Here is a 26071-nt window from a genome sequence, read left to right on the forward strand (position 1 = left end):
TTAGCAAACAGAGAATTTTACACCCGATAATCTGCGGACTGATTTTGCGTGCGAAATCTCGCCCTACTTATGATACGGTTCGCCGTGCCGTCTGTAACGGCAAGTTTTAGGGCCATCCTTTGCGGGATGGCCCTTTCTTTTTATCTCCCTTGGTTGCTGCCATTAGTGCAATTTTCTACAATCCTGCCTTTACCCGGTCTTCGTCGACAACGCCTTTACGGTAGAAGCGTCCGTAGGTTAATCTCCGGAGCAGCACTTCGACCCACCCCCGCTTTCCGTACCGATCCATATAATAAGCCGCAATTACGCTTGCGAGCCAAGTGATCACGGCTGTTCCGATCGCAACCAAGGTCAAACGCTCGAAATGCGCGCCTAGATGCAGCGTGAACGGCGATACGACGACCATCCACACGATCGATTGAAACAGATAGCCGCTTAATGACCGCTGCCCAAGCGCCGTAATGGCCCGTACGATCCGGCTTTTAGCACATGCCGGGTACTTGGTCATTGCATAGGCGATCAATCCGAACACGGAGACATAGCCCACCCCTCCGAACGTTCCGATCGTTTCATAAAGCAATTTGATCAACGGCGCGGTATCCGCATCGGCGTGAAGAACGCCAAGATTAAGCAGCCCCATCGGTAAACCGCCGATTGCAGCCGCTGCGATCCCGATCACGGCACACCAGCTCAGCATCCGAAGATGGTTCGCGGGGTTTTCCAGTATCCGCCGTTTCGCGCACCAAGCACCGAGACCGATAATGACAATCGAGACGGACATTAAAGCCGTATGCATCGGCCATTCGTTCAGTCTTTCCGTAAAGGAGACGGAATACGACTGCGACAAAGACGAAGGAAACGGGCTTGTAACAATTACAGCCGTTTCCGTAGACCCGTTGGCGAGATTAATGGCAATCCAAATCATCAAAACCAGACAGTAGACGATCAGGAGCCCCCAATACCAGAATACCAATCGATAGATACGTTCGCTTCGATTCAGCAGCAGGAAGACGAACAGCAGCCCCGCTACTCCGTATGCGCCAAGAATGTCGCCGGAATAGAGCAATACGCCATGAATGAGACCGAAACCGAGAAGCCAACCATTACGGCGCAGCAATATCATACGCACTTCAAGCGGACTTCTTCCCGCCGCCTGCTGACGCATCGCAAGCTGAATCATCCCATATCCGAACATGAAGGCGAACATGGGGTATGTCCGTGCATGAAGAAACATAAACGAGAATAGATTATAGATTCGCTCCCATCCTTGCGGGTTGGGATCGACGCCGGGAGCGGTGGCAAAGAAGACTCCGGCGCAGTTGGCCAACGCGATAAATAGCAGCATGACTCCTCTTGCCAAATCCGGCGCGAGAGCCCGATCCTGTTTTGGGACAGGTCCTGCGGTTTCGTTTATCATGGTTTAATCCCCTTATCAATAGTTTATTTTGATGAATAAATTTTCATTCAATAATAGTTCAAAAAAAGAGCGTCGGCCATTTTAGCCAACAGCACTCCATTGGATCTGCATAATCGGCACGCATACAACAGGTTGGCTCCGGTCAGTTCGTATCCATGATCAAATACGCCGTCAACATGTCCGCATCTGGGCATACGAATCGTTCCTTTAACGAAAGCTTCAACACAGCTAAACCCTGCACCATCGAGAAGAACAGCAGCGTCATTTGATACGGATCGCCGGGACGCAAATCCCCCATGGACTGTCCTTTTCTAATTAGATTCGCCACTCGCTCGAATAATTGGGCATTATGCGCTCCCGCTATCTTCGGGTCCAAATCACCCATCAGCAAAGAGTGCGCAACCAACACCAGATACTGCGCGGACTCGTCATTCTTGCTCATTTCAAGCATCATAGCGCCGGATAATAGTCTGAAAATGCCGGACGGGCGTTCATCGGCTTCCAGCAAAAATTCGATCGCCTTCATTTCTTGGATCGCCGTATTGACTAAATCGTGGAATAGATCCTCTTTTGTTTTATAATGCTGATACATCAATCCCGTACTGATGCCGGCTACGGCAGCAATTTCTTGCACGTTCGTCCCCTTCAAACCCTTGTGAGAGAACAATTGCAAACCGGCCGAACGGATTTTGTTTTTCGTGACGGAGCGTAAGTACTCGAACTGTTCCTTTGTTCGCGGCATAGGGTCTCCTTTCTTTTTTTTGATTGAATGTTTATTCATTATAAAATGATGGCAACCGATTTGCAACTCTGATATGAGAAACTTCACTTCCAGCTCCTTCGGTACCTCCATCCCTCGGAAAGTTTAAAACCAACGGCCTACAAAATACCTAACCCGCGTCATAAATATGCGGATGGGGATGTTTCTAGCGAGTCGTCAGGGTGATTTCACTGCTTCTTTTCATATGTATAAAAAGCTAAATTTAATTTTGTGATTATAACTGTATACCGACGATTCTCCTTGACCTGAAACTTCATTGTAACTATACTGGTATTGTTGAAAGGGGGATGTTCAGATGGCCGTAGTCAGCAGGTACGCAGTCGCTCTGCACATATTATCGTGGATCGCGCAAATGACCGAAGATAACGACACCTTTGTTACCTCCGATCGTATTGCACAGAGCGTGAACACCAGTCCGGTATTTATTCGCCGCATTCTAAAATCGCTTCATGACGCCAACTTAGTCATCGTTCAGCACGGAGGGAACACCCCGGGATGTAAGCTTGCCAGGCATCCGGATTCCATTACTTTGCGGGATGTCTATGAGGCCGTTGTGGAAAAGCCGCTCTTCGAGCTTCATCACAGTTCGCCGAATCCGAAATGTCTGATTGGCAAAGGGATACAACCTGCCCTGAATCCGATCCTTACGAGATCGGAATTGGCCTTGAAGCATGAGCTCGAACAAGTGACCGTCTCCAGTCTTCTGCATGATACGCTAGCTGAGAGTCAACGATCGTGATGAGAAACTGCAGGTTAGCCGGAGAAAGAAGGTTTTTGAAAGGTCTCCCGGCTAACCCTTGTGTTTGGCGATCCATGAAAACGGGTTGGTATTTTTTTTGTCAACCAATGTAACTAAATCAGTGCTTTTGATTTGTCGTTTCCTCCTTACGCAATCCAATGGAACTGTATCGATTGCTTTGAACCCCACTCTTGTGCTTGAAAGGAGATCCCTCATGAATTATCGTATCTTTATCCTCGCAATCGGCACCTTTGTCATCGGAACGGATGGTTTTATGATTGCCGGCCTGCTGCCCGCTCTTGCCCGGGATTTGCATACCTCCGTATCTGCGGCCGGGCAGCTGGTAACCGCATTTGCTATTGCATATGCTCTTGGTTCTCCTGTTTTAACGACACTTACAGGAGTTGCCGAACGGCGCAAAGTGTTGACGTATGCCTTATTTATTTTTGCCCTGGGCAATATTCTCTGCGGTCTGGCTTCCAGCTATGGTCTCATTCTCGTCGGACGAATCGTCGCTGCCGCGGGCGCCGGACTCTTTGCACCGGCAGCCACTCACAGCGCTTCTACCCTTGCGGCTCCGGAAAAGCGGGGACAGGCACTGTCCATCGTCATTGGCGGGAATACCGTCGCTTTAATCTTAGGCGTCCCGCTTGGCAATTGGATTGCCTCGGTTTTTGATTGGAAAATGACCTTTTGGTTTGTCGGCATTATCGCCTTGGTCGCCACCGTCTGCATTCGATTGTTCTTTTCCGCCATTTCGGCACCCGCATCCGTCACTCTGTCGGAAAGGCTGTCTTTTCTAAAAAACCCGACCATTCTGGCCGCATTAACGATAACGCTGGCCTGGGCTTTCGGCATTTATGTCGTATACACCTATGTTGCCGATATATTCGGCAGAGTCGGTGCCGGAGAAAATACGATTACGGTTATGCTGCTCATTATGGGAATCGCCAGCTTTCTTGGCGTCAACTTCGGGGGCTTCGCTGCAGACCGGTACGGTCCTGCCCGAACCATCGTTTTGGCGCTTGTCCTGCTGATGTTTGCGGTCGTTACCTTATCCTTCTTCAATTCCGTCGCTCTCGGCATAGCGGCAATGGCTTTATGGGGTTTCGCCGGTTTTACATTCAATCCGGCGCAGATGCACAGACTGATTGGATTATCCGGAAAAAATTCGGGGATAGTGCTTTCTTTGCATAGTTCCACACTCTATGTGGGATCGGCTCTCGGCTCCATCATCGGTGGCCTTTTTATCCATTATGGATCCGTCACCTGGCTTGGAATCGTCGGAGGGAGTGCCAACCTCATAGGTCTTGTCGTTTTTCAGTTTACCCGGTGGCATGACGAGTTAAGCCGGAAGAAGGACCTCTCCTTGATCGAATAAGAAAAATGTCCGTGACCGGACAGTCGCCTCCACACTTGAGGTAAGAGGATTGTGGAGATTAGTTCGTTTTGTTGTGCCTGCACGGGGAACCAAGTTATATCCATATAACAAAAAACCGCGCTGAGCGCGGGGTATATCAATATATGTTCTTGTTCGCCTTCAGCACGGATAGGCGATTAAAGAGCTACTGAGTTGGTCATAAGTCCGATCCTTAACGATGTGGGGCGACTTTTAATCAATAGTTGGTTAGGTAAACAAATGAAGACGGCCGACGAGCTAATGAGCCAAAGAAGTACAAACAAATTCAGCCGATCAGCCATTACTTGGATATAGAAGTGATCACTAAAGAAGAAACTGCAATGCTGGAAAATCTCACAGTTAAAGATGCGTTAACACCAACAAAGACTGCCGATCGGTAGCCTTTGTTGGTGTTTATATAACAAACGTGTCCAGTTAATAAAGTTCTTATTTTTTTTCTCATGTAAATATTGCTTAATTAAGTTTTCGATGTTAATTCCGTTTATGGCCAATTCTGAAATGTCACAGTTAACCAAATTCGGAATATTACCGATACCCTTCGCCTGCCAGCGCTTTATTTTTCCAGAACCGTATCGAGCGCAAGCGCCTCCCAAGCGGCGGCCTCCTCGATTCTTTTTTGAAAATTTTGCCGAATACCATAAGTCGCATCGACACCTAAAGGGAAATGAACCGGCGGCTCGGGGCTCTCGGTCATCGCAATCATCGCCCGGACGCCCTTGGCGGCATCGCCAATGCTCCAGCCCGCAATAGCCTTATCCATCGCCTCGTATACGCCGTCGTATTCAGGGAGCCTCGCGGCATGCTCCATCGAACGGCCGGCAAAATCCGTGGCAAATACGCTTGGCTCCACCGCGGTCGTCTTGATGCCGAAGGGCTGCAGCTCCTGCGCCATTGATTCCGAGATGCCTTCGACGGCGAATTTGGTTGCCGAGTACATGCCGAGCGTTGGTACGCCCATCGTTCCCACAATAGATGACAGATTGATATAGTGGCCCGAACGCTGGCGCTTCAGTACGGGAACGGTCGCCCGAACAACGTTCAGCATGCCGAATACGTTCACCTCAAACTGCCTTCTGATCTGTTCCTCCGAATATTCCTCAATCATGCCGCGAAGACCGTATCCCGCGTTATTAACGACTACGTCGATCGTACCGAATGCCTCAACCGATTCCTTCACCGCTCGCTCGACCTGGTCTTTATCCGTCACGTCCAGCGCCGTCACATGCACCTGCTCAGGAGCCTTCTCCTTCAGATCCTTAAGCGACTGCGGATTGCGCGCCGTAGCCACAACCCTCTCGCCCTTCTCGATCAGCTGCTCCGCAAACTGCCTGCCGAAGCCCGTAGAGCTACCCGTAATAAACCATACTTTACTCATATTGTTATTCCTCCTAAGTGGGTTATGATAATTTGGATGCTGTCGCTATCATAAACAATCTTCCCCAAAATAACAATACGATCGGTCTTTTATTTTATATTATGATTTTTGTTTCTCCCCTATCCGTCCCGGGGAGAGGCTAGGGCAACCCGTCCACTCCCGAGAGTCTTGCGCAGCGTGGACAAGCTACGGCCAATTTGACAACTGCGGGAAATATAATTTAGAATGAGGTAGACAGTTCTGTCTCAAATATTTAACCAACAGCTTCGTATTCTGTTCAGCGTGGCGATGATGGTTCTCTCGATGGACAGGTCCTCCATTGATGGGAGGGCATGTTCACTTTACGCTTGCATCTTTTATTGAGGTCCCGCTGCCCATGGAGCCGGAGCAGCTCTCGTTTCCCTTAAATTGCGGTTTTAAAAAAAGAATTTCTTGTCCGTATTAGTAAACAATTAAGAAGGATTGGTTTCATTTGAAGCAAAGCGAAGAGCCTTACCTTACATTCTTAGGAGGTAATTAGAAATGGCTGATAAGTCGATTCTTGTAAGTGGACCGACCGGCAAGACCGGAAGTGCCGCCATTGAAACCCTACTGAGAAAGAACAAGCCCATTCGGGCTCTGGTTCGTGAGGATAATGCGCAGGCGGCGGAACTCCGAGCACGCGGCGTAGAAATCGTTGTTGGTGACCTTCTGGATTTCGATAGCCTCAGGCGTGCAATGAAAGGGGTCGGCTCAGCCTATTTTCTCTATCCCGTCAAGCCAGGGATTTTAGATGCAACCGCCTACTTTGCTCTGGCCGCCAAGGAGGCCGGAGTGACCGCGATCGTTAACATGTCGCAGATTTCAGCGCGTCGCGATTCCTTAAGCCATGCAGCCCAGAATCATTGGGTATCCGAACAGATCTTCGATTGGTCAGGCATAGCTACTACACACTTGCGCCCAACTTTTTTTGCCGATTGGCTCATTAATCTCCTTTACGCTAAAGATATCTGGAAGAACAAACGTATCGCGTTTCCATTTGAAAATGCCCGGCATGCGCCCATCGCATCTGAGGACCAGGGCAGAGTGATTGGATCCATCTTGGCTGATCCAGCACCCCATGCCGGTCAGACATATAGCTTGCACGGCCCCGTCGAGATGAATCACTATGAGATCGCTCAGGCAATGAGTGAAGCGCTCGGCGCCGAAATTACCTATTCGCCAATTGGAATTGAGGAGTTCCAGCGGGATCTTGAGGAGAAGGGCGCGAATCCCTTTTTTGTACAGCACCTGACTGTGGTCGCGCAAGACTATCGTAATGGCGTATTTGCTGGCACAAACGATGTCATTGAGCGCATCACCGGAGAACCTCCCATGACCGTGGAGCGTTTTATCAGCCTCCACCGAGAGGCGTTTTATTAATACCTGACATCGAAGATATGGTGTGACAATGAGGGACGGGTTTCGTTAATTCAGTAAAAACTACGACAGCGAGCCTGTCCGCCGCGGTTCTCACGGTTCAGAATGAAAAGATGAACGAATGCCGGAAAAGGAGTGCTTAGGAATGGATTATGTGAAATTGGGAGCAACAGGACTGGACGTTTCCAGGATTTGCCTCGGTTGTGGCAACTTCGGCCAACCGGATCGAGGAACTCTACCTTGGTCGCTTAACGAAGAACAAAGCCGTCCTTTTATAAAGAAGGCGCTTGATTTCGGGATCAACTTCTTTGATACGGCTAACATGTACTCCGACGGTACGAGCGAGGAGATTGTTGGCAGGGCTTTAAAAGACTATGCGAAACGCGACGAAGTGGTCATCTCTACTAAGGTGCAAGGCCGAATGCGCCCGGGGCCGAACGGTGCGGGACTTTCGCGCAAGGCGATCATGATTGAAATTGACAACAGTTTGAGACGGCTAGGCACCGACTATGTTGATCTGTATCAGATTCATCGATGGGACAATCAGACGCCGATTGAAGAAACGATGGAAGCACTCCATGATGTCGTCAAGGCCGGAAAGGCGCGCTATATAGGTGCTTCATCCATGTATGCCTGGCAGTTCCACAAAGCGCTCCATGTTGCCGAGCGCAACGGTTGGACGCGCTTCGTCTCAATGCAAAACTATTTGAATCTTCTATACCGGGAAGAGGAGCGAGAGATGCTTCCACTCTGCCAGGCGGAGAAAATCGCCGTTATTCCCTGGAGCCCACTTGCGCGCGGAAAACTGACCCGCGAGTGGGAAGCGACAAGCGCTCGCTCGGAAATGGACGAAATCGGCAAAAGGCTCTATTCGGTGATGGCGGATGCTGACCGCAAAGTCGTCGAGCGGGTAGGAGAAATTGCGGCGGAGCGCGGGGTTCCACGGGCTCAGGTAGCGCTTGCCTGGGTGCTGCAGAAGAGGCCGGTTACGGCGCCGATCGTCGGCCCCTCCAAACTGCATCATCTGGAAGATGCGGTAGCCGCTCTCCCGATCAAGCTGACGCCAGAGGAAATCGAAGGCCTCGAAGCGCCTTATGTGCCGCATCCGGTAATCGACTTCAATTAAACATTCAGACGGCAGAAAGCAACGGCGACGGAGCCTTAAAGTTCCTTGAAAATAATTCGACAAAAAACCATCGTCAAACAGATTGTCCCGGCTCGACTCTTTCAGATTCATTTCGTTTGGCGTTTGGTTTTGCGTGCCACAGGCCCCTTTTTTGCAGAGCGGTAGCGGCGCAAAAAAATTCGGAATGGAACAGACAGGGTGTTCTTCCCTGCCTGATCGCTTCCGAATTTGGAGGGTGGTGGGGTTTCACGGCCGAGATCAATCATGAGATCTTTGGCCATTTTGATCTGTGAACTCGCTTGGAGGAACGGTAAAGGAATAAAGGGTCTATAGGAGGGAAATTTTATAAATGCTCGGATTTATGAATAATTGTTATTTTTCTTTCCCAAAACGGTAATTATTTAAAGGGCCATGAGGCTGGTAGGGTTCTTCTAACAAAGATAATTCCTCAGCTGATAATTGGAGTGATACAGCCATGACTGCATCTTTTAAATGCTGTTCTCTGGTTGCGCCGACAATTGGCGCGGAAATAACAGGCTTTGAAAGCAACCATGCCAAAGCAATTTGGGCCATAGGGAGCTTTCGTATTCCTGCCACTTCAGCCAGTCTGTCAACAAGCGGCTTATCCATACTGAAATTGATATTTGCTTGTGCTGCATGGCTATCCGTTTTCCCACGTTCAGTTTGCGGTTCAACTTCCCAAGGTCGTGTTAGTCGCCCGCGCGCTAATGGCGACCAGGGTGTTACCCCAATACCTTCCGACTCACATAGCGGAAGCATTTCCCTGGCTTCCTCCTGATAAAGAAGGTTATAGTAGTTCTGCATGACGATGAATCGGTGCCAGCCTTTGGCACGCTGTATTTCAATCGCTTTCATAAACTGCCAGGCATATAGGGTAGAAGCACCAAGATAACGGGCTTTACCCGCTTTCACAACATCATTCATGGCTTCCAACGTTTCTTCAAGAGGTGTGTTGTAGTCAAAGCGACCGATTTCATAAATATCAATATAGTCTGTTCCCAATCTCTTAAGGCTATCGTCTATTTCAGTCATAATCGCTTTGCGAGACAGCCCCATACCATTTGGGACGGGGCGCATAGGAGCAAATACCCTGTCCGCAATGACGACATCATCGCGCCGTGTGAAATCACGGATGGCTCGACCAAGTATTCTTTCTGTATCGCCATTAGAATAGTTGTTGGAAACATCAAAGAAATTTATTCCATTATCCAAAGCCAGCTTGATGAAACTTCGGCTACTATCCTCATCCAATGTCCACGGGCGGTCATTCATGCCTGAACCGGTATTCCCGTAACTCATGCAACCAAGACAAATTCGCGAAACTTCCAAACCAGAATTCCCCAATCTTGTATATTCCATTTTTGTCCTCCTGCTATACTTGTTATAAGTCAGCGCAAAGTCTTTTGTTGGCGAATTAATTCGGAAGGCGTATACCCGAAATGCTTTTTGAACGCGTAGGAAAAATGCGATAGATCTTCAAATCCTACTTCATCGTATATATCAATCGGCTTTTTATTTTTTTCGGCAAGCTGGTAATGGGCCAATTCCAGCCGTTTTTGGGTCAACCACTTTTGCGGAGTCGTATGAAACGATTTTTTGAAGTCCCGCTTGAACGTACTCAAGCTTCGTGCAGTCAGGTAGCTGAACTGATTTAACGTGATGTTGAACATATAGTTCTTTTCCATGAATTCAGCAAGATTTATTTTGCCCGGCTCATCAAAGTTTGTCAGCAAATTATCCGTATCCGGGTCAATGGAGCGCAAGATGGTTATCGCTTCTTCCAGCTTTAAGGAAATCATTGTTTCCGGCAACTGGCCCTCCATTTGGAGATAAGGCAGCAGGGAAGCAAAAAAACTGTCCAGCAAGGGCTCATTCGCATAAGTCTTGATCTTGTGTGAACCGGACTTGGTCACGTTAAAATGGTGACGGACATAATAATCCTTCAGCCGCTCGGCTTTCAGGATCATCATGATTGACTGGTAAGGCTGGCCATCTTTTGGATATTTGATGAGTGCAGCCAACTGACGACGAGGGAACAGGAACGTTTCTCCCGCTCCGATAACATATGTGCTTTCGGCTTGAACAATCTTCATTTCTCCGGAAATAAGCCGTACAATGCAATGATGCTCCAGTACGGCTTCTTCTTTATAGTATTTGTCATCCATACAAGCCCAAATGATTTCAGCCTTCATATTCTGTCCCTCTACGGCCATATAGTCCCCCTCAATCCTGCAAAACCGGCTCGGTAGGACCCGGAGCAACGGTTTACCATGATGTTTGGCCTCGCAATTCGCAGGCATAAACATTGTTACAGCTTTCACCCTCCCGGACTAATCTACGGTCAGCCTGTGATTGAAAATCAGGCTCAACGGAGATTAGTGAATAACACTTTGCCGGGGTATTGTCGAGCGAAGAATCAGCGAGGGGCCGCCTGAAGGATGGGCTGCCGGAAGCACAACAACACCCCCTCCGAAAATTCGCTCAGCAGTTTTCATTTTTCAATTGGACGGCTTGATATCGAATGTTACGCCTGTAAGCCGTTCGCTTAGTGTCCAAAGCTTGCCGGCCGTATCCGGATCGAGGGCATAAGCCGCTACTCCGTTAAACGGTGGAAATATTGTTGCAAACAGATCTGCCGGTGTAACCGGCTCCGTACGCGGATCCAGCAAGGCTACTTCATTGTCTTCGCAATACACGCCGCCTAGATCGTTAAGCAATGGACTGGTTGCGCACCATACTGTAGTTGAAGCGCCCTGCGAAATGGTTTTTAAACCCATTGAGGCATTATATACGGCGTTCCCTTCTTGGTCTAAGAGCCCCTGCGCTATCAAATTTTCGGTCGACAGCAGCCGCTTCAAGTCGGTATCAATAATTGAACCGGGATGCAAGGAAAAAGAGCGTACACCATGACTCATGCCGCGGTTGTCCAATTCCAGGGTGAACAAAATATTGGCTGTTTTGGATTGTCCATAACCCTGAAGTGTATCGAACTCGCGACTTTCGAAACTGAAATCTTCAAATACGAAAGACGAAAAATGATGTCCCCACGAAGAGACATTAACTACCCTTGCCCCTCCAGCGTTTTTAAGGGCGGGCCAGAGTCTTGCGGTTAAATGAAAATGTCCCAAATGATTGGCGGATAGCTGCGATTCGTATCCACGCGCGTCGCGCTGCAGCGGAACCCACATGATCCCCGCATTGTTGATGAGCAAATGCAACGATCTGCCCGAAGTCAAAAATCGATCTGCGAATGTATCGATGGAAGCCGGATCCGTCAAATCCATCGGTATGAGTTCTACATTAGGAACACCCTCAAGATTTTTTTGCGCTTTTTCCATATCCCTGGCGGGCATAACGACGGTGGCTCCCGATGCAACAAGGGTCTTGGTCGTTTCCAGACCGATGCCGGCATAGCCTCCGGTTACAATGGCTGTTTTCCCGTTAAGGTCAATACCCTTTATAACGTCTCCCGTTGCAGACGTCGCGTCAAATCCTGATCCTACCGGCTTTTGTAACATCCCCCTATTATTCTGCTTCACTTTTTCACACTCCATTCATTTTTGTTATTGAAATTGTATCACGGCATTTCTATATTTCACTTTGTTTAAAGGACCAAGATTACTTTGTTTATAGGATCAATATTTCTTGTGATTGTTGTCATTTGTATTTAGCCAATCCCAAAGTCGCGCTGCAGTGCAGGATTAATAAATAACAGCCGAATGCCCAATACTTTGCAAAAAGCTCAACCTGTATTAACACCGACTCTGAGGTCTGTAAGCAAGTGCAAGTCGGTAATAAGGATTTTCATGCAAAGAGCAAGCTGAACACCGAGTAGGATGTGTCCGAGCTTGCTCTTTTTGATGAGTACGTAACAATATTAAAAAATTCCTTTAGGCTAATTAAACGGCTGTACGACCTCCATCGACTGGAAGTATGGCTCCATGAATAAAGCTCGAACGATCTGTTGCAAGAAAAACAATAGCCGCCGCAATCTCATCAGGAGAAGCGACACGTCCAGCGGGAGCTTGAGCTCCCAATTGGTCAAGAAAATCACCCAGTTGAGATGAACCTTCGGTACGCGTTGGTCCCGGGCTGACTGTATTGACTCGAACCCCATGAGGGCCGAACTCTGCAGCCCATGATTTAGTAAGCAGATTCACCGCTGCCTTGCTCGCGCCATAAAGGCTAAAGCCTGACGTGCCTAACTCCGCTACCATGGTCGAGACGTTGACAATCGATCCTTTGCCGCGTTCAGCCATTAATGGCGCAAGCTCTGCTACAAGAAAATAAGGAACTTTGGTATTCACCGCAAATACCTGATCAAAGTCCGCCTCTGTTGTTGCATGAGTGGGTCCCGCAGCACCGAGTGCGGCATTATTGATCAGAATATCGATATGACCGCCACCGATCCGGACCGCTTCTTTCGCAAGCGCACGCGCGCTCGCTTCGTCACTAAGATCTGCCGCTATGAAATCGGCCCTTCCGCCATTGTCGCGTATATCGTTGAGCGTCTGTTCTCCCCGTTCGACACTGCGCCCGGCAAAGATGACATGAATGCCAAGCCCGGCCATCGCTTTTGCGGTCGTTCGGCCAATCCCGCTTGTTCCTCCCGTAATAAGAGCTGTGGTTCCCTTTTGTTCCGAAATCATAAGTAAATACCTCTCTTCTTTGCATTTTTGAATCGATCAATACATTGTTTTGTAATAAACAATACATTTTTTTGTATTGAATGTTTCAATAATATAGCTTGATCTCTGGAATGTCAACTCCCTTTTTGATATAATAACTTTATGAAAAATACAGACGATTTCGATCAAACATCATATAAGCTAAAACTCACCTTAAAGGGACAGGCTACACGGGCTCGGATTATTGAAGCCGCAGCGGATATTATGTCCGAGCAAGGCATCAGTAAAACATCGATGGAGGATGTCCAGCGTCAGGCGAAGGTCGGCGCGTCCCAGCTATACCACTATTTCCATGACAAAAAAGAGCTGGTACGAGCCGTAATCGCGCATCAGGCCGAGGCCGTTCTTGAAGCCCAGCAGCCTTATTTAGGAAGTCTTGACAGCTTTGAAGCGCTGCAGTCATGGAGAGATCTGATTATTGGAATCCAGAATCAACGGCAATTCAAAGGTGGTTGTTCCTTAGATTCTTTAGTAGGTGAAATAGCCGATACTGAGGAAGAAGCCCGTTATGAGCTTGTATCTTGCTTTGCGCAATGGGAAGGTGAAATTTCCAGGGGGTTGCATGACATGCACGCTCGTGGTGTGTTGCGATCAGATGCTGATCCTGCCAGCTTAGCGTTGGCTCTTCTCACGGCACTTCAGGGTGGTCTCTTACTCTCGCGATTGCGGCGGGAAGTTGCGCCACTTGCTACAGGACTAGATGCCTTGCTGGACCATATCCGTTCATTTGCTAACTAGTTTAATCCAAATTCCAACGGGTAACTCAAGAAGCGCGCCAGTTCCTTTTCTGTGCGCGCTTTGTTGGCGGTACCTCTTAAAGAAAGATTGAATGACCGGTTGGTCCGACATGTCGCCCAAACCAGCATAGAGTATGAAAAAACGCCAAATCGACCGCAAAGGAAGGCTTAGCGTATATTTTAGTTAAAATGTTGGCGAGACCCCGCCTATAACATCATGGTTTTCTTTCCTCTATGATCCACCCATCGTGCCGTCGTCCTTAAATGCAAAGGTTAGAGCACATAATACTGAAGCTCTGAAGTATTAACTATTTGATCATTTTTTTCTGAAACATTAGTGGCTATCTGCAACCGCAACGGGCAAGAACGATCGTGCTTTTGTCGGTTACTATTTAGATAAAAAGCATAACGGCAAGGGCTATACTACGGAAGCTGTTCAATTAATTGTTGAATATGCATTCCATGACTTAAAGCTGCATCGGATAGAAGCAGGTGCCATGCCCCATAATATGGCATCCATTCGGGTATTAGAGAAAGCAGGTTTGCATAAAAAAGGAATCGCTCAAAAAAATGTCAGGATAAATGGAAAATGGGAAGATCATCAGGTTTTAGCCATAATAAATCCCAATGACTATTTGGATTGAAAATCAACAACAAGAAGAAACGGCTGTCGCGTTCCTGCAGCGGCGCAGTTCGTTTCTTCGCTTTTATAGACATGAACAAGAGTGAGTGAAGCTTATACATAAAAAAATACAGAGCAGCAGAGGCCCCGCCTCATCATGCTCTGTATGGGAATCACTCGAATGAAAACTGCATCACAAGTTCCCTCAGCTCCTGCGTCTGCCGCGAAATGATATCCGCCGATGCGGACATCTGCTCCATCGTGGCATACTGCTGCTCCGCAGCCGCGGCCACATTGCCGGAGCGGGCGGCCGTCCCCTGGGTTAAGCCGTTCATTTGGTCCATCGATGCGGTCATACTTCCCATGGCGGAATACATCTGCTCCACTGCGGCGGATACCTCAAGGGTTTGCCGGTTCACGACTTCCACTGATCCCGTAATGTGATCGAATGACTCTCCCGTATAACCTGCCGTTGTCAATCCGGCATTTACAAGCGCAACGCTATCCTTCATGGATGCGGACGTTTCGGCAACTGTCATCCAGATTTCCATGATGGTTGTCCCGATTTGCACCGCTGCGTCTGCCACCTGGTCCGCCAGCTTGCGCACCTCACTGGCGACAACGCCGAAGCCCCGGCCCGCCTCGCCAGCGCGCGCCGCTTCGATTGCCGCATTTAGCGACAGCAGGCTGGTTTGCCCGGCAATTGAGGCAATCAGGGAAGCGACCTCTTCCACCCGCTTCGATTTCTCCTCAAGCCGGGCAACATTCCCTGCGGAAGCATCCACAGCGATATGGATGCGCTGCATATGACGGATCAGCTCGTAGGCGCCTTCGTTGCCCTTTGCCGCTGTATGGTATGCCGTATCTGCCGAAGCGCTGACTTCCTCCACGCTTCGGGCAATTTGCCCCATGCCGCCTGCGATCTCATCGGACAAATCCTTCAATTGCCGGATGATCAAGGCTTCCTGCTCCGTTCCTTCCGCAACCTCGGTGATGGAGCCGGATATTTCGAAGGTTGCTTTGACCGTTTCCGCTGCTCCCGCATGTAGTTGTTCCGCATGAATGGCCACTTCGCCCGAGCTTCGCGTAATGCTCTGCATCGTTTCCTTGCGCGACGCCACCATCCGGTTGAAATTATCCCCCATCTGCTCCAGCTCGTCTCCCGTGCGGATGTCCAGCCGCATGGTAAAATCACCGGCCGATAATCTGGACGAGAGCCGGTTCATCTGCCCGATATGCTTGGTCATATAGCGGCTGAACCAAATAATCGCGCCGCCCATCACCAGCAGCGCAATGGCGATGACAATCAGCATCCTGTTCAGGAGTTCCTTCAGCGGCGCATACAATTCCCGCTCCGGGGCTGCCAGTGCCAGTATCCAGCCCTTGTAATAGACCGCAACGGGTCCTTCTCCCTCTTCGAATGTCCCCAGATATACACCTTCGTGATCCCGCTGAGACATGCGTTCAGTTATTTCCAGCCTTAATTGGGCGAAAGTAGAATTGGCGTTATCGATATTATCCGATTGCATCGTGCCGCCTTCTTCACGACCGGCAATGAGATTTCCCTGCTTGTCCACCAGAAACGCCTGCCCGCTGCTGCCTACGCGGATATCCCGGATCATCGCCTGCATACTGTTCAGACTGATATCCCCGGTGGTGACCCCAAGCAGCTTTTTTGCCTGTCATAGAAAGGTACGGTCGCCGTGAACATCGTCGTGTCCGTCGTCTCATCATAATACGGGTCCGTGAATACAACGCTCTCCTTTGTATCGGTCGCGTTCTGATACCATTCCCAATGCGGGTAATCATAGTCCGCATTCATAGATTCCTCCGTATATACCGTCTGATCGCCATCCTTGTAAGCATACGGCCCAAAATATTCCCTACCGGCCTTGTACCGATTCGGCTCGTACCATACGCCGACGCCAAGCGTGTCCGTATTCAGATCCGGCAAATTCAGCAGAATGCTGCGATAGGCCTCCTCCGTCATATCCGTGCCGTTCGCTTCCACGATGCGGACCAACGTTTGCGGAATTCGGATATGAGCTGTGAGCTTGCTCTCAATCCCCTGCATCGTTTCCTCGAGACGGCAGTCCATATTGCTTTCGATTTCGTCCACAATCATAGACTTGGCGAAGGTGTAACTGATCCACGACAAGGAGAGGGTGATGAGCAGCAGGACCGGTAAAGCCAGCACCATCAGCTTGGTTTACAGCCGTTTCAGGAAAATCTTTTTTATAAAATTCATACGCATCTCCTCCGCATCCTTTCAGAATGAACCATTTGGCATAGATGTCCTCCTTCAAAATTATAGGTCCAAAGCATTAATTGACCGTCAACGCATTGTGTTTTATTTATTAGGAATAACCCCCCCCCCAAGATCAATGGATCTTGAGGGCCTGATTTGGCGGAAAATATCATCAATGTATAGGTCCAAAAGCATTAATTAGGAGACTCTGGGAAATTCCGAGAGGCTATATTATGTTTGAGAGGGTTCCCGACGATATTAATTAATGAAAGAATGAGAAGCGGTTTAGAAAAGAGAGGAACTGAATAGATGAACAACAAAGTCAACTCGCTGGAAAGCCTCGTTGCGCTGCTGCCTGTCATACAGGCCGCCGTACCCGCGGATATGTCTATCGCAGTATGCGATCTTACAAAATTCATTGCCTACTATCCCGGGGAAAATATTGACCTCCATATCGGCGTCGGTCAGCAATTGAATCCGGATGAGCCGCTTGCAGCCGCCATTCTGGAAAACAAATATTTCGAGGGAGATGTCCCGGCCGGCTTCTACGGCTTCGAGTTCACCGGCACGGCTCTTCCGGTTCACAATGATGAAGGCGTCGTTATCGGCGGACTGGCCGTCCAAATTCGACGGCACAGCGAATTGATCGAACTCTCGAACCATATCGTGGTTGCCCTGTCCCAAGCGAACGAAAGAATCGCCAAGGCTGTCAACGGCTCCAACATCATAGCCGATCTCAACCGTCAGCTGCTTGTGCTGTCGCAGCAGGGGAGCCAGAATGTGGAGAAGACGGATCAAGTGGTGTCGATTATTAAAAATGTCGCCGATCAGTCGAATTTGCTCGGCTTGAACGCTTCGATTGAAGCAGCGCATGCGGGGGACAAGGGGAGGGGCTTTGGCATCGTCGCCGGCGAGATCCGCAAGCTGTCGCAGGAAACGATCGATTCGACCAGGAATATCCGCCAAACGCTGCTGTCCCTGAAGGAAGTGACACAGCAGATCGGAGACGCTATCAGCCAGGTGGCTTCCATCAGCCAGGAGCAGGCAGTATCGACAGAGGAAATATCGGCGTTTATCAGAGAAATCCAGGAAATGACAAACCGCTTAAACGATTTTGCGCATAAACTGTAATCCACTCTTGGCTCCTCGCCATAAAAATGCACCCCTTGGAAGCTCATCGGACAGATTGTCCAAGGTCTCTCCCAAGGGATGCCGTTTCATACATTCTATATCTCCGACAACCGCTCCAAATAATCTCTCAGCACATGGCGCTGGAGAACGAGATTCATAAATTTGCCTTCGCGGATGATCTCCACCAGGCCAGCCGTCTCGAGCTCCTTAATATGATGAGAGATCGTCGCGGCGCTGACACGGTGGGTTTCGTGCAGGTCGCTGCAGGGAAACGGGACGCTGCTGGCGCCGATTTCCTTGAGCATCTGATAACGCCGCGGCTCCGCAAGTGCGCGGGATATCCGCGTAAACTGCTGGTCTGTCATTGGGGTCATTAGGCTTGGTCTCCGTTTCCTATGGGTTTGTCGGGATTACGCTAATGATCTTCCGGCAAAGGACGGGCTTGAACCCCTTCGAAGGTAATCGCGACCGGCTGGATGGTGCCGTCCTCGTTGAAATACATCCGGTCGATGCAGACGACCCGGTGATTGGCATCGGTCTCCGTCAGCGGTCTCCGATGGTAAACGATATACCATTCATCCTGCCCTGGAATCTGGATCATCCCATGATGGCCTGCGCTTGTTGCGACATCGGGATTTTGCTGCAAAATCTTCCCTACGCGCTCGAACGGGCCGGTCGGGGATGGCGAGACCGCATAAGCGACCGAATAGTCCGGCTGTCCCCAGCCACCCTCCGCCCACATGAAATAATAGCTGCCGTTTCTCTTGATCATGCACGGCCCTTCGACGAACAATTCCGGTGTTATTTCCTTGTACACCTCTCCATCCCCGAACGTACCCAGACTGATCATATCCTCGTTCAGCTTGACCACATTGCAGCGTCCCCATCCTCCGTAATACAGATAGGCGCTGCCATCCTCATCAATAAAGACATGGGGATCGATCGGCTGCGCGCCGTGATGGAATTTATCGATCAGCGGCCGGCCGATCGCATCGCGGAACGGTCCTCCCGGCTTGTCGGCTACGGCAACGCCGATCCCGCCCAATTCGTCATCGCTCTGAATGTCGTTGGCGGCAAAATAGTAATAATATTTGCCCCCGCGTTCAATCGGGGAAGGCGCCCACATAGCGCGCCACGCCCAGGCAATATCGGCCATTTTGAGAATTCCGTCAACCTTCGTCCACTCTGCCAGATCCTTGGAATAAAAGGCGTCGAAGAAGGCCTGTTCCCCATACGGGGCAGAGTAGGTAGGATAAATCCAGTAGCTTCCTTCGAAAATACGGGCTTCCGGATCGGCATACCAACCCGGGAAAATCGGATTGCCTGCTGTGCGTTTGTCATTGTTGGCTGAAATCGTCATGGGATATTTTCACTCCTTGGCTGCAGAAAAAAACCATAGTCTTCACGATGGTTTTTTTCTTATTGTAGATGATTTTCCCGCCGCTTGCCATGCTTCAGCAATTATTGACAGGCGGCTCTGATCCAGGGAGGACGAAGGGGCTCGAGGCTTCCCGCGAAGCAAGCTATCTGATATGTCTGAGCTTATCCGGATTAACGACGATATAAATGGCGGAAATGCGCATATCCTCGATAAGAAAGGTGAAAACACTGGCGGGACTGTCATGTTCGTACGTAACGATTCCGGGTTGACCATTAACCATTGCGGTTTTGTAGGAGAAGCCGGGCTGCAGTTTCTTCAATACACCGGCAAAGAAACGGGATATCCGGTCGGGACCCAGGATAGGCAGGACCGCGGCGGATACTTTGCCCCCGCCGTCCGTGTAAAGAGCTGCGTCATGGGACAAGGCATGCATTAACTGGCCGACGTCGCCTTTGGTCAACGCCGATACAAACTGATTGACCATGTCCGCTAATTGATCATTTTGCGGCTTGGGCAGCCGGTCTGCCGCAGAACTACCCATCTCCTGCTGCGTTGATGGTGGTTTAATGCTGCGTCTGGCGCGGTGGAAAATCTGCCGGCAGTTCGCCGGGCTTTTGCCTACGATCTCCGCGATTTCATCGTATTCATACTGCAGCACCTCCCGCAGCAGGAAGACTGCCCGCTCTACCCAGGACAGCTGCTGCAGCAATAAAAGATAGGCCATGGACAAGGATTCCTGCCGGGCGTAAGCATCATAGGGATCCTCGCTGCCGCTCTGCCCGGTGACGAGCGGCTCCGGCAGCCATGTGCCGACATAAAGCTCCCGCTTCTTCCGGGAGGAACGGAGACGGTCGATGCAGCGGTTCGTTACAATTTTGCACAGATACGATTTTATATTATGAATCCGATCGGAATCTGCGGCGTTATACGACAGGAACGCTTCATGCACAATGTCCTCCGCGTCCATGACACTTCCCAACATGCGGTAGGCCAATGTGAACAGCAAGGTCTTATAGGAAGCGTACATTTGATCCGTGAATGAGGCATTTTCCATGAGAAGCCCCCTTTCTCTCCTTTGTAAGAGCCGGTTGATGATTTCGGTGCCCCCGCCTCACTTCCGCTCCGTTTCTTCAGGAGAAGACGGACTCGGGGACGAGCGATTCACCAGCCGCCGAAAGCTCCTTCAAGAGCCGGATGGATGCGCGTCTTGCGCTCGCTGCAGCCGCATCCGCCAGCATTTCTCCATGGCTGGCCCAATCTCCTGCCACATAAAGACCTTTTATTCCTGCAACAGCCGGTCCTGGCATGGGGTCTCTGCGGCCAATATGCATATAATCGTGAACGACCGTTATATTCGGCAGATACTGTCTGGCGACCACTTCTTTTTGCCAATGGGGATGCAGGAGATTCATCGTTTGCTCCAGCTTGCGTTCGTCTTCCCGCGGATCACTCTCCCCGGTCCCATTATACTGGATAAGATGCACGACCTGCTCGCCGTTGCCGCTCAGTTTGGAGGCTCTTGAATGGTTTGTGAAAAAAACAGGCTGGTCAATTCCCATTGCAAGCTGTCTGCCGGGTACGGGCAGGCGTCTCAGGGAGAGGTCCAGACACGCCGCCATGATGGGCCGGGCATCCTCCCTCCAGCTGCGCAGCGCGGTTTGCTCAGCGCCCGGGACCAACCGGGACGTTTCATTCGGAGATAGTGTGCTGATGACCCGGGAAACATTCAGCACTTCCTGGTCATCCAGCAGCAGGCCGCAGACAGAGCCATTATCATGCCGGATTTGCGATACCTTCCTATTATTCAGCACGGTTACTCCAGCCTTCACCGCCTGCACGCGAAGCTGATCGACGATCGTTTGCCAGCCCCCGTCCAAATAGAGCACGCCGCTCTTGAGCGCGAGCTGCACCTGCCGGACCGCAGGACCAACCCGTTGATAATCGATGTCTTTGCTGTAGGTGGATGTTCTGCACAGCGCATAGAACAGATGGCGGACCATCGGATCGCGGATTTCCTGCTCTGCCCATTCCCGCAGGCTGATATTCCCCATGGCGGCGGTATCCATTTTGCCCAATTTGATCATAAACCGCCCAAACTCCATTTTACCCGATAGGGTCAGCAGCCGGGACGATAATAATTTCAGGGCATCGCCCGGCAGCGGGACAATCCCGTTCTGCCAAATGGCCAGCCCGCTTGCAGAAGGCTTCCCTCCCTGCAGACTTACGCCTAACTGCTTCAGAATCGTATAGGCTTCCCCTCCGAGATAAAGCGCGTGGCCTCCCAGATTGAAGAGGGCGCCATTCTTGTTGACGGTGATGGCCCTCCCTCCTACACGTGACGATTTCTCCAGTAAAATAACAGACTTCTTCGCTCTTGCCAAATCTATCGCCGCGATTAACCCGGATATTCCTCCGCCGATTACGGCTGCATCATAATTTTTCATGGTAAGCTCCTCCTTATTTGGATGATCTGCAAACAAGACGGGGATCGGTGATCTTCTGTGACAAATTATTCAAAAAAAACATTGAGCGGCGGGACAGAAAGGATTAGTTTTTTATTTATTATGTAATAATTACGAATAATTAAAGCATATCTATTCTATATCCCGAGCAGGGAAATGAATGAAACGATGAAAGGATATAGTGGAAATGACCATTCCAGTTATGATCTTGAGCGGCTTTCTGGGCAGCGGCAAAACGACTCTGCTGCTGCGGCTGCTGAAAGAGGCGCGAAACCTGGGGATAAGGCCTGGGATATTAATGAACGAGTTGGGCAAACAGGACGTGGACGGGAATATTTTAAGCGAGCAGCTTGGTGTTCAGGTCGAGAAGCTGCTCGACGGCTGCGTCTGCTGCAGCAAAAAAGAAGAACTTGCCGGAAGTCTGGAAGCGCTGCTTATGGGACAACCCGATATTCTCTTGCTGGAGCTTACGGGCGTGGCTGATCCCGGGGATGTGGTTGCGATTGCGAAGGGTCCGGCGCTTGCAGAGCGTATCGGGGACATCAGGGTCATTACTGTCCTGGACGCCGAATATGTACTGGATTATAACAGCATCTTCGCTTCCGACCGTCAGCTTGTGAAGACTTTGCGCCGCCAAATCGCTTCGGCCGGTCTTGTTATCGTCAATAAAACGGACCTGATCCACCCGAATATGTCCGGAAAAATTGAAAAAGCGGTCCGCAAGCTCAACGAAAAGGCGGAGATTGTCTACACCGTCAGAAGCCATGTCGATACCGCCGCACTGCTCGCCGGCATACGTCCGAATGAAGAGCCGCCTTCAGCCGCGAGTCCATTCCGTGTGTTAAGCGGACATCCCCCAGCAGAGGGCAAGCCGCATACGAAGCCCCATCATCACAACGCCGAATCCTACTCGCAGATGCAAGCCGTTACCCTGCCTTTTCCGGCCGGGGGACAAGTCAGCAGGGAGCAGGTGGAGCAGTTTCTGCACGATTGGAGCGGGCATCTGGTTCGGGCCAAAGGATATATCCGCATCGCAGGCGCAGAGGCGATTCAATTAATCCAATATGCCGGGAAGCGAACGGTGTGGGAGCCCTCCAATTACCCCGGCACTCCTTATCTGGTCGCGATCGGCATGCAATTGAACGATACGGATCTGGCTGCCCGCTGGACGAGGCTTTGGCAGGCGGAGGTTGAGCCTTAAACGGGCATTAACCGTATATCCTCCCGCGCCTAATCCTTATTGGAGCAGGTTAAGCAGGGTTTTGACGGAATTGTCTATAAACGAACGCTCGGGGCGGGACTTCATCATGACGGTAAGCCCGATCAGCGACACCACCAGCGTCTGAGCCATTACCTGGGCATTCATATCATTCCCAAATTCACCCGACCGGATGCCTTTTTCAATCGTCTCCTGAAACAAGGCAGCCAGATACATCTGATGTTCTCTTGTCAGAATCTCCATTTTTCTGTCATGCGGGGCGAGCTCTACCATCGTATTGATGCAAAAGCAGCCCCTGCTTGGCCCGTCATCATACCCCTCTTCCACGATGCTTTCAAAATAGGAGCGGAAGGCTTCTTTTACCGATGCGGTGTTTTGCAGCTTCGCCCTGGCATTGGAAGAGTGGTCACGGGTATATTTGCGGAGCGCGGCTTCAAACAGCCCCTGTTTATTGCCGAAGGCCGCATATATGCTTGGCCTCTGAATGCCCATTCCGGATGTCAAATCACTCAAGGAAACGGCTTCATACCCCTTCTCCCAAAAGAGCTGCAGCGCAGCATCCAGTGCTTGATCCTCGTCAAATTCCCGCGGCCTTGTCATTCTATGACCTCATTTCATATCAATCAGTATAATATCATGTTAGTATGATCAGGGATTATTGTCAAATCCAACTCCAATTAGCAAACGTCTTTTTGTTATTATCAACAATTTCGGGTTTTAATCTTGACATTACACATTCATTATCGTTATATTTACATCAATTCATAACGTACCAATTAGTATGAAATAATTGTGGTTTTACTCATCAGGGGGAGTTGTTGATTCATGGAATATGGGGAATCCGGTAAAGGAGCAGCCCTCATCGGAGAGAATGTCAACGTACAGCCGGAAACAGAAGAAGCATCCAAAGAGACCGTATCTGAAGCTGCTCCTGTTCCCGCACTGAAACGTTCCACAGCAATGCTGTTTGCCGTTTCCTGCGGGCTGGCGGTCGCTAATATTTATTATGCCCAGCCGCTGCTTGACGCTCTTGCGGGCGAATTCGGTATTGGACAGGCATCCGTCGGCATGGTCATAACCATGACTCAAATTTGTTATGCGCTGGGACTGCTGCTGCTCGTCCCGCTTGGCGATCTGGTCAACCGCCGCAGGCTCATCGTCACTCATCTCCTGTTGTCCGTACTGGCGTTGGGCATAGTCGGATTCGCGCCTACCGGCATTATATTGTTTGCGGGAATGGCTGCTGTCGGCTTGCTTGCCGTCGTGACGCAGACTGTGGTTGCCTATGCCGCAGCGTTGGCGGCACCTGCCGAGCGCGGGCGTGCGGTGGGACTGGTGACAAGCGGAATAGTTATCGGAATTTTACTTGCCAGAACTTTTGCGGGGATTTTGACCGATTTGGCAGGCTGGCGTTCGGTCTATTATATTTCTTCGGCTATGACGCTGGCGATGGCCTGCTTATTGTCCCGGGTACTCCCTCGATATGAGCAGAGGAAGGCGCAGCTTTCCTATTCGCAGCTGCTTCGCTCGGTATTCGCCTTGTTCCTTCAGGAGCCGGTTCTGCGCATCCGCGCCGTGCTCGCTCTCTTGATCTTCACCGCGTTCAGCATCCTTTGGACTTCACTGGTACTGCCTCTCAGCGCGCCGCCTATCTCGCTTTCCCATACTGCAATCGGCTCGTTCGGGCTTGCGGGGGCGGCCGGGGCATTGGCGGCGGCAAGGGCAGGCAGGCTGGCGGACCGGGGGTTGGGACAATGGACCACCGGAACCGCGCTTGCCCTCCTGCTCCTATCATGGCTGCCGATCAGTTTCATCAGCCATTCGCTATTCGCTTTAATTGTCGGGATTGTCCTGCTCGACCTCGCGGTACAAGCGGTCCATGTCACCAACCAGAGCATGATCATGAGCGTTCGTCCCGAGGCACGCAGCCGGCTCACGGCCGGTTATATGATCTTTTATTCCATCGGCAGCGCTGCAGGTTCAACCGGCTCGACTGCAGTCTACGCGCATGCCGGCTGGAACGGTGTATGCATGCTTGGTGCAGCGGTCAGCGCATTCGCCTTGTTGTTCTGGGCGCTGACTCGCCGCCGGACCGACCGGCTGCTCAACCAATCCTGAATTTTTACGTTATTCGCGGTAAGACGGCTGAATCAGTCCGGCATATTAACCATTTGCCAGGTTGAGCTGCCAGGAAACGCCGTATTGATCCGCTACCCAGCCAAACTTCTCACTCACGGGAGATGGAGCAAGCGGCATCAAGATCTGACCGCCATGACCGTTCCGTCCTCATGGTGCATGATACTGTTTACCCCGGATTGGCCGAATAAAGAGATGTAGAAATTCATTGCCTCCTCCGCCTTGCCGGAGAACATGAGAAACGTGGTAATGGATTGATTTGTCGCGCTCATTTGCAATCAGCTCCTTATCAGAATCAGGCCAGCGGATTATAGGTCTGACCTTCTTGGCATCCATGTGCATTATTGGTTGATGCAAATTGGCTGATCAAGTATCAGAAGGCGAAAAAAAATCCAAATTAAAGGAGATTGGAGTCAGACTAACACGGGTTTTTATACATTCAAAAATTAAGTTACAATTTATATAATATGTAACTTGACATATGAAACTTGAAACAGTAATATATCCTCATAGGAAAGGAGGAATGTATCATCGCAGACTCCACGATTTCCCGGACATCCATTCTTGATGCCGCTGAAGAAGTTCTCCGGCGATTCGGAATGGCCAAATCCAACTTGTCCGACGTGGCCCGGGCGCTCGGTGTCAGTCATGCAGCGATCTACCGCCATTTTGACAATAAAGCTGCGCTCCGCGAAGCTATGGCCGAGCGGTGGCTGAACCATGTCATGGAGCCGCTGAATGCCATTGTAGCCAATAATGACGAACCTGAAATCCGCTTGCGAAGCTGGCTGGATACGCTGCGGGCATTCAAACGCAGCCGGGCCTTAACCGATCCGGAGCTCTTCGCCATGTATATGGCTCTGACCGCTGAAGCGGCCGACTTGCTGCATCGACATGTCGAAGACATGCTGGAACAGCTGACTGCCATTATTGCAGACGGTATTGCCGCAGGCGTTTTTGCACCGTGCGATGCGCGGGAGAGCGCACGGGCATTTTATCTGGCTACGACCCGTTTCCATCATCCCAGTCATGCGGGGGAATGGGAATTATCCGATTCCGACATCAATTATGAAATTACCTGGAAACTGCTGATGAGTGGTTTAACAAGCAGATCCTAGGTGCAAGAGGTCCAGTCTTCAAATAATGTTGTTGTTTTGAGGAGATGATTGC

The 26071-nt window shown here is 50.4% G+C and carries 23 protein-coding genes and 2 pseudogenes; 10 read left to right on the top strand and 15 right to left on the bottom strand.

Going from position 1 to position 26071, the window contains the following annotated elements; translation table 11 throughout:
- Window positions 1-175: 175 nt before the first annotated feature.
- Window positions 176-1417, bottom strand: coding sequence for a DUF418 domain-containing protein (locus tag AC0YOB_RS27100; RefSeq protein WP_475795419.1), 1242 nt, complete (start codon window positions 1415-1417; stop codon window positions 176-178).
- Between the two features lie 142 nt (window positions 1418-1559).
- The gene (locus tag AC0YOB_RS27105; protein WP_475795420.1) at window positions 1560-2159 is read right to left on the bottom strand and encodes a TetR/AcrR family transcriptional regulator; all 600 of its coding nucleotides are present in this window, start codon (window positions 2157-2159) and stop codon (window positions 1560-1562) included.
- 334 nt (window positions 2160-2493) lie between these two features.
- On the opposite strand from AC0YOB_RS27105, the gene AC0YOB_RS27110 reads away from it, so the two are divergent.
- Window positions 2494-2937, top strand: coding sequence for an Rrf2 family transcriptional regulator (locus AC0YOB_RS27110; RefSeq protein WP_475790792.1), 444 nt, complete (start codon window positions 2494-2496; stop codon window positions 2935-2937).
- Between the two features lie 214 nt (window positions 2938-3151).
- Window positions 3152-4318 carry an MFS transporter gene (locus tag AC0YOB_RS27115; protein WP_475795421.1) on the top strand — a complete coding sequence of 389 codons (1167 nt, stop codon included), beginning with the start codon at window positions 3152-3154 and terminating at the stop codon, window positions 4316-4318.
- A gap of 592 nt (window positions 4319-4910) precedes the next feature.
- Here the strand turns inward: AC0YOB_RS27115 and AC0YOB_RS27120 are convergent.
- Entirely contained in the window at window positions 4911-5732 is an 822-nt protein-coding gene (locus AC0YOB_RS27120; RefSeq protein WP_475795422.1) for an oxidoreductase, read from the bottom strand.
- Window positions 5733-6254: 522 nt separating this feature from the next.
- Here AC0YOB_RS27120 and AC0YOB_RS27125 point away from each other — a divergent pair.
- Complete coding sequence (locus AC0YOB_RS27125) at window positions 6255-7133, top strand: NmrA family NAD(P)-binding protein (protein WP_475795423.1); 879 nt, start codon at window positions 6255-6257, stop codon at window positions 7131-7133.
- Window positions 7134-7275: 142 nt separating this feature from the next.
- Window positions 7276-8256: an aldo/keto reductase gene (locus AC0YOB_RS27130; RefSeq protein WP_475795424.1), complete on the top strand. Its 981-nt coding sequence runs from the start codon at window positions 7276-7278 to the stop codon at window positions 8254-8256.
- A gap of 372 nt (window positions 8257-8628) precedes the next feature.
- Here AC0YOB_RS27130 and AC0YOB_RS27135 read toward each other — a convergent pair whose 3' ends face one another.
- From AC0YOB_RS27135 to AC0YOB_RS27150, 4 genes are all read right to left on the bottom strand, one after another.
- Window positions 8629-9636: an aldo/keto reductase gene (locus AC0YOB_RS27135; protein ID WP_475795425.1), complete on the bottom strand. Its 1008-nt coding sequence runs from the start codon at window positions 9634-9636 to the stop codon at window positions 8629-8631.
- Window positions 9637-9665: 29 nt separating this feature from the next.
- Window positions 9666-10490, bottom strand: a complete 825-nt coding sequence (locus AC0YOB_RS27140; RefSeq protein ID WP_475795426.1) for a helix-turn-helix domain-containing protein — start codon at window positions 10488-10490, stop codon at window positions 9666-9668.
- Between the two features lie 285 nt (window positions 10491-10775).
- Complete coding sequence (locus AC0YOB_RS27145) at window positions 10776-11795, bottom strand: SDR family NAD(P)-dependent oxidoreductase (RefSeq protein WP_475795427.1); 1020 nt, start codon at window positions 11793-11795, stop codon at window positions 10776-10778.
- Window positions 11796-12176: 381 nt separating this feature from the next.
- Window positions 12177-12926, bottom strand: a complete 750-nt coding sequence (locus AC0YOB_RS27150) for an SDR family NAD(P)-dependent oxidoreductase (protein ID WP_475795428.1) — start codon at window positions 12924-12926, stop codon at window positions 12177-12179.
- A gap of 141 nt (window positions 12927-13067) precedes the next feature.
- Here AC0YOB_RS27150 and AC0YOB_RS27155 point away from each other — a divergent pair, with 141 nt between their 5' ends.
- Complete coding sequence (locus AC0YOB_RS27155; RefSeq protein WP_475795429.1) at window positions 13068-13703, top strand: TetR/AcrR family transcriptional regulator; 636 nt, start codon at window positions 13068-13070, stop codon at window positions 13701-13703.
- A 370-nt stretch (window positions 13704-14073) separates the two neighbouring features.
- A pseudogene (locus AC0YOB_RS27160) lies at window positions 14074-14346 on the top strand (GNAT family N-acetyltransferase); the annotation flags it as partial.
- Between the two features lie 151 nt (window positions 14347-14497).
- On the opposite strand, the gene AC0YOB_RS27165 reads toward AC0YOB_RS27160, so the two are convergent.
- Together AC0YOB_RS27165 and AC0YOB_RS27170 are read right to left on the bottom strand one after the other, a co-directional pair.
- On the bottom strand, window positions 14498-15955 hold the full coding sequence (locus AC0YOB_RS27165; protein WP_475795430.1) for a methyl-accepting chemotaxis protein: 1458 nt from the start codon (window positions 15953-15955) through the stop codon (window positions 14498-14500).
- A gap of 5 nt (window positions 15956-15960) precedes the next feature.
- Window positions 15961-16524 carry a cache domain-containing protein gene (locus tag AC0YOB_RS27170; RefSeq protein ID WP_475795431.1) on the bottom strand — a complete coding sequence of 188 codons (564 nt, stop codon included), beginning with the start codon at window positions 16522-16524 and terminating at the stop codon, window positions 15961-15963.
- A 357-nt stretch (window positions 16525-16881) separates the two neighbouring features.
- Here AC0YOB_RS27170 and AC0YOB_RS27175 point away from each other — a divergent pair, with 357 nt between their 5' ends.
- Window positions 16882-17703 (top strand): methyl-accepting chemotaxis protein, encoded by an 822-nt coding sequence (locus AC0YOB_RS27175; RefSeq protein ID WP_475795432.1) that lies wholly within the window; start codon window positions 16882-16884, stop codon window positions 17701-17703.
- A gap of 95 nt (window positions 17704-17798) precedes the next feature.
- Here AC0YOB_RS27175 and AC0YOB_RS27180 read toward each other — a convergent pair whose 3' ends face one another.
- From AC0YOB_RS27180 to AC0YOB_RS27195, 4 genes are all read right to left on the bottom strand, one after another.
- Window positions 17799-18077 (bottom strand): ArsR/SmtB family transcription factor, encoded by a 279-nt coding sequence (locus AC0YOB_RS27180; RefSeq protein WP_475770177.1) that lies wholly within the window; start codon window positions 18075-18077, stop codon window positions 17799-17801.
- A gap of 41 nt (window positions 18078-18118) precedes the next feature.
- On the bottom strand, window positions 18119-19063 hold the full coding sequence (locus tag AC0YOB_RS27185) for a glycoside hydrolase family 43 protein (protein ID WP_475795433.1): 945 nt from the start codon (window positions 19061-19063) through the stop codon (window positions 18119-18121).
- A 163-nt stretch (window positions 19064-19226) separates the two neighbouring features.
- Window positions 19227-20138, bottom strand: coding sequence for an RNA polymerase sigma-70 factor (locus AC0YOB_RS27190; RefSeq protein WP_475795434.1), 912 nt, complete (start codon window positions 20136-20138; stop codon window positions 19227-19229).
- 76 nt (window positions 20139-20214) lie between these two features.
- Window positions 20215-21528, bottom strand: coding sequence for a phytoene desaturase family protein (locus tag AC0YOB_RS27195; RefSeq protein WP_475795435.1), 1314 nt, complete (start codon window positions 21526-21528; stop codon window positions 20215-20217).
- A gap of 205 nt (window positions 21529-21733) precedes the next feature.
- Between AC0YOB_RS27195 and AC0YOB_RS27200 the strand changes: the two genes are divergently transcribed.
- A complete protein-coding gene (locus AC0YOB_RS27200) occupies window positions 21734-22747 on the top strand; it encodes a CobW family GTP-binding protein (RefSeq protein ID WP_475795436.1) in 1014 nt (337 codons plus the stop codon).
- Between the two features lie 36 nt (window positions 22748-22783).
- On the opposite strand, the gene AC0YOB_RS27205 is transcribed toward AC0YOB_RS27200, so the two are convergent.
- Entirely contained in the window at window positions 22784-23365 is a 582-nt protein-coding gene (locus AC0YOB_RS27205; protein WP_475795437.1) for a TetR/AcrR family transcriptional regulator, read from the bottom strand.
- Window positions 23366-23725: 360 nt separating this feature from the next.
- Here AC0YOB_RS27205 and AC0YOB_RS27210 point away from each other — a divergent pair, with 360 nt between their 5' ends.
- On the top strand, window positions 23726-24883 hold the full coding sequence (locus AC0YOB_RS27210; protein ID WP_475795522.1) for an MFS transporter: 1158 nt from the start codon (window positions 23726-23728) through the stop codon (window positions 24881-24883).
- A 45-nt stretch (window positions 24884-24928) separates the two neighbouring features.
- Here AC0YOB_RS27210 and AC0YOB_RS27215 read toward each other — a convergent pair.
- Window positions 24929-25173 (bottom strand): annotated as a pseudogene (locus tag AC0YOB_RS27215) (VOC family protein).
- A 288-nt stretch (window positions 25174-25461) separates the two neighbouring features.
- Here AC0YOB_RS27215 and AC0YOB_RS27220 point away from each other — a divergent pair.
- Window positions 25462-26019, top strand: a complete 558-nt coding sequence (locus AC0YOB_RS27220) for a TetR/AcrR family transcriptional regulator (RefSeq protein WP_475795523.1) — start codon at window positions 25462-25464, stop codon at window positions 26017-26019.
- Window positions 26020-26071: the final 52 nt, after the last annotated feature.

The sequence above is a fragment of the Paenibacillus sp. JT31N17 genome (genome assembly GCF_056269255.1).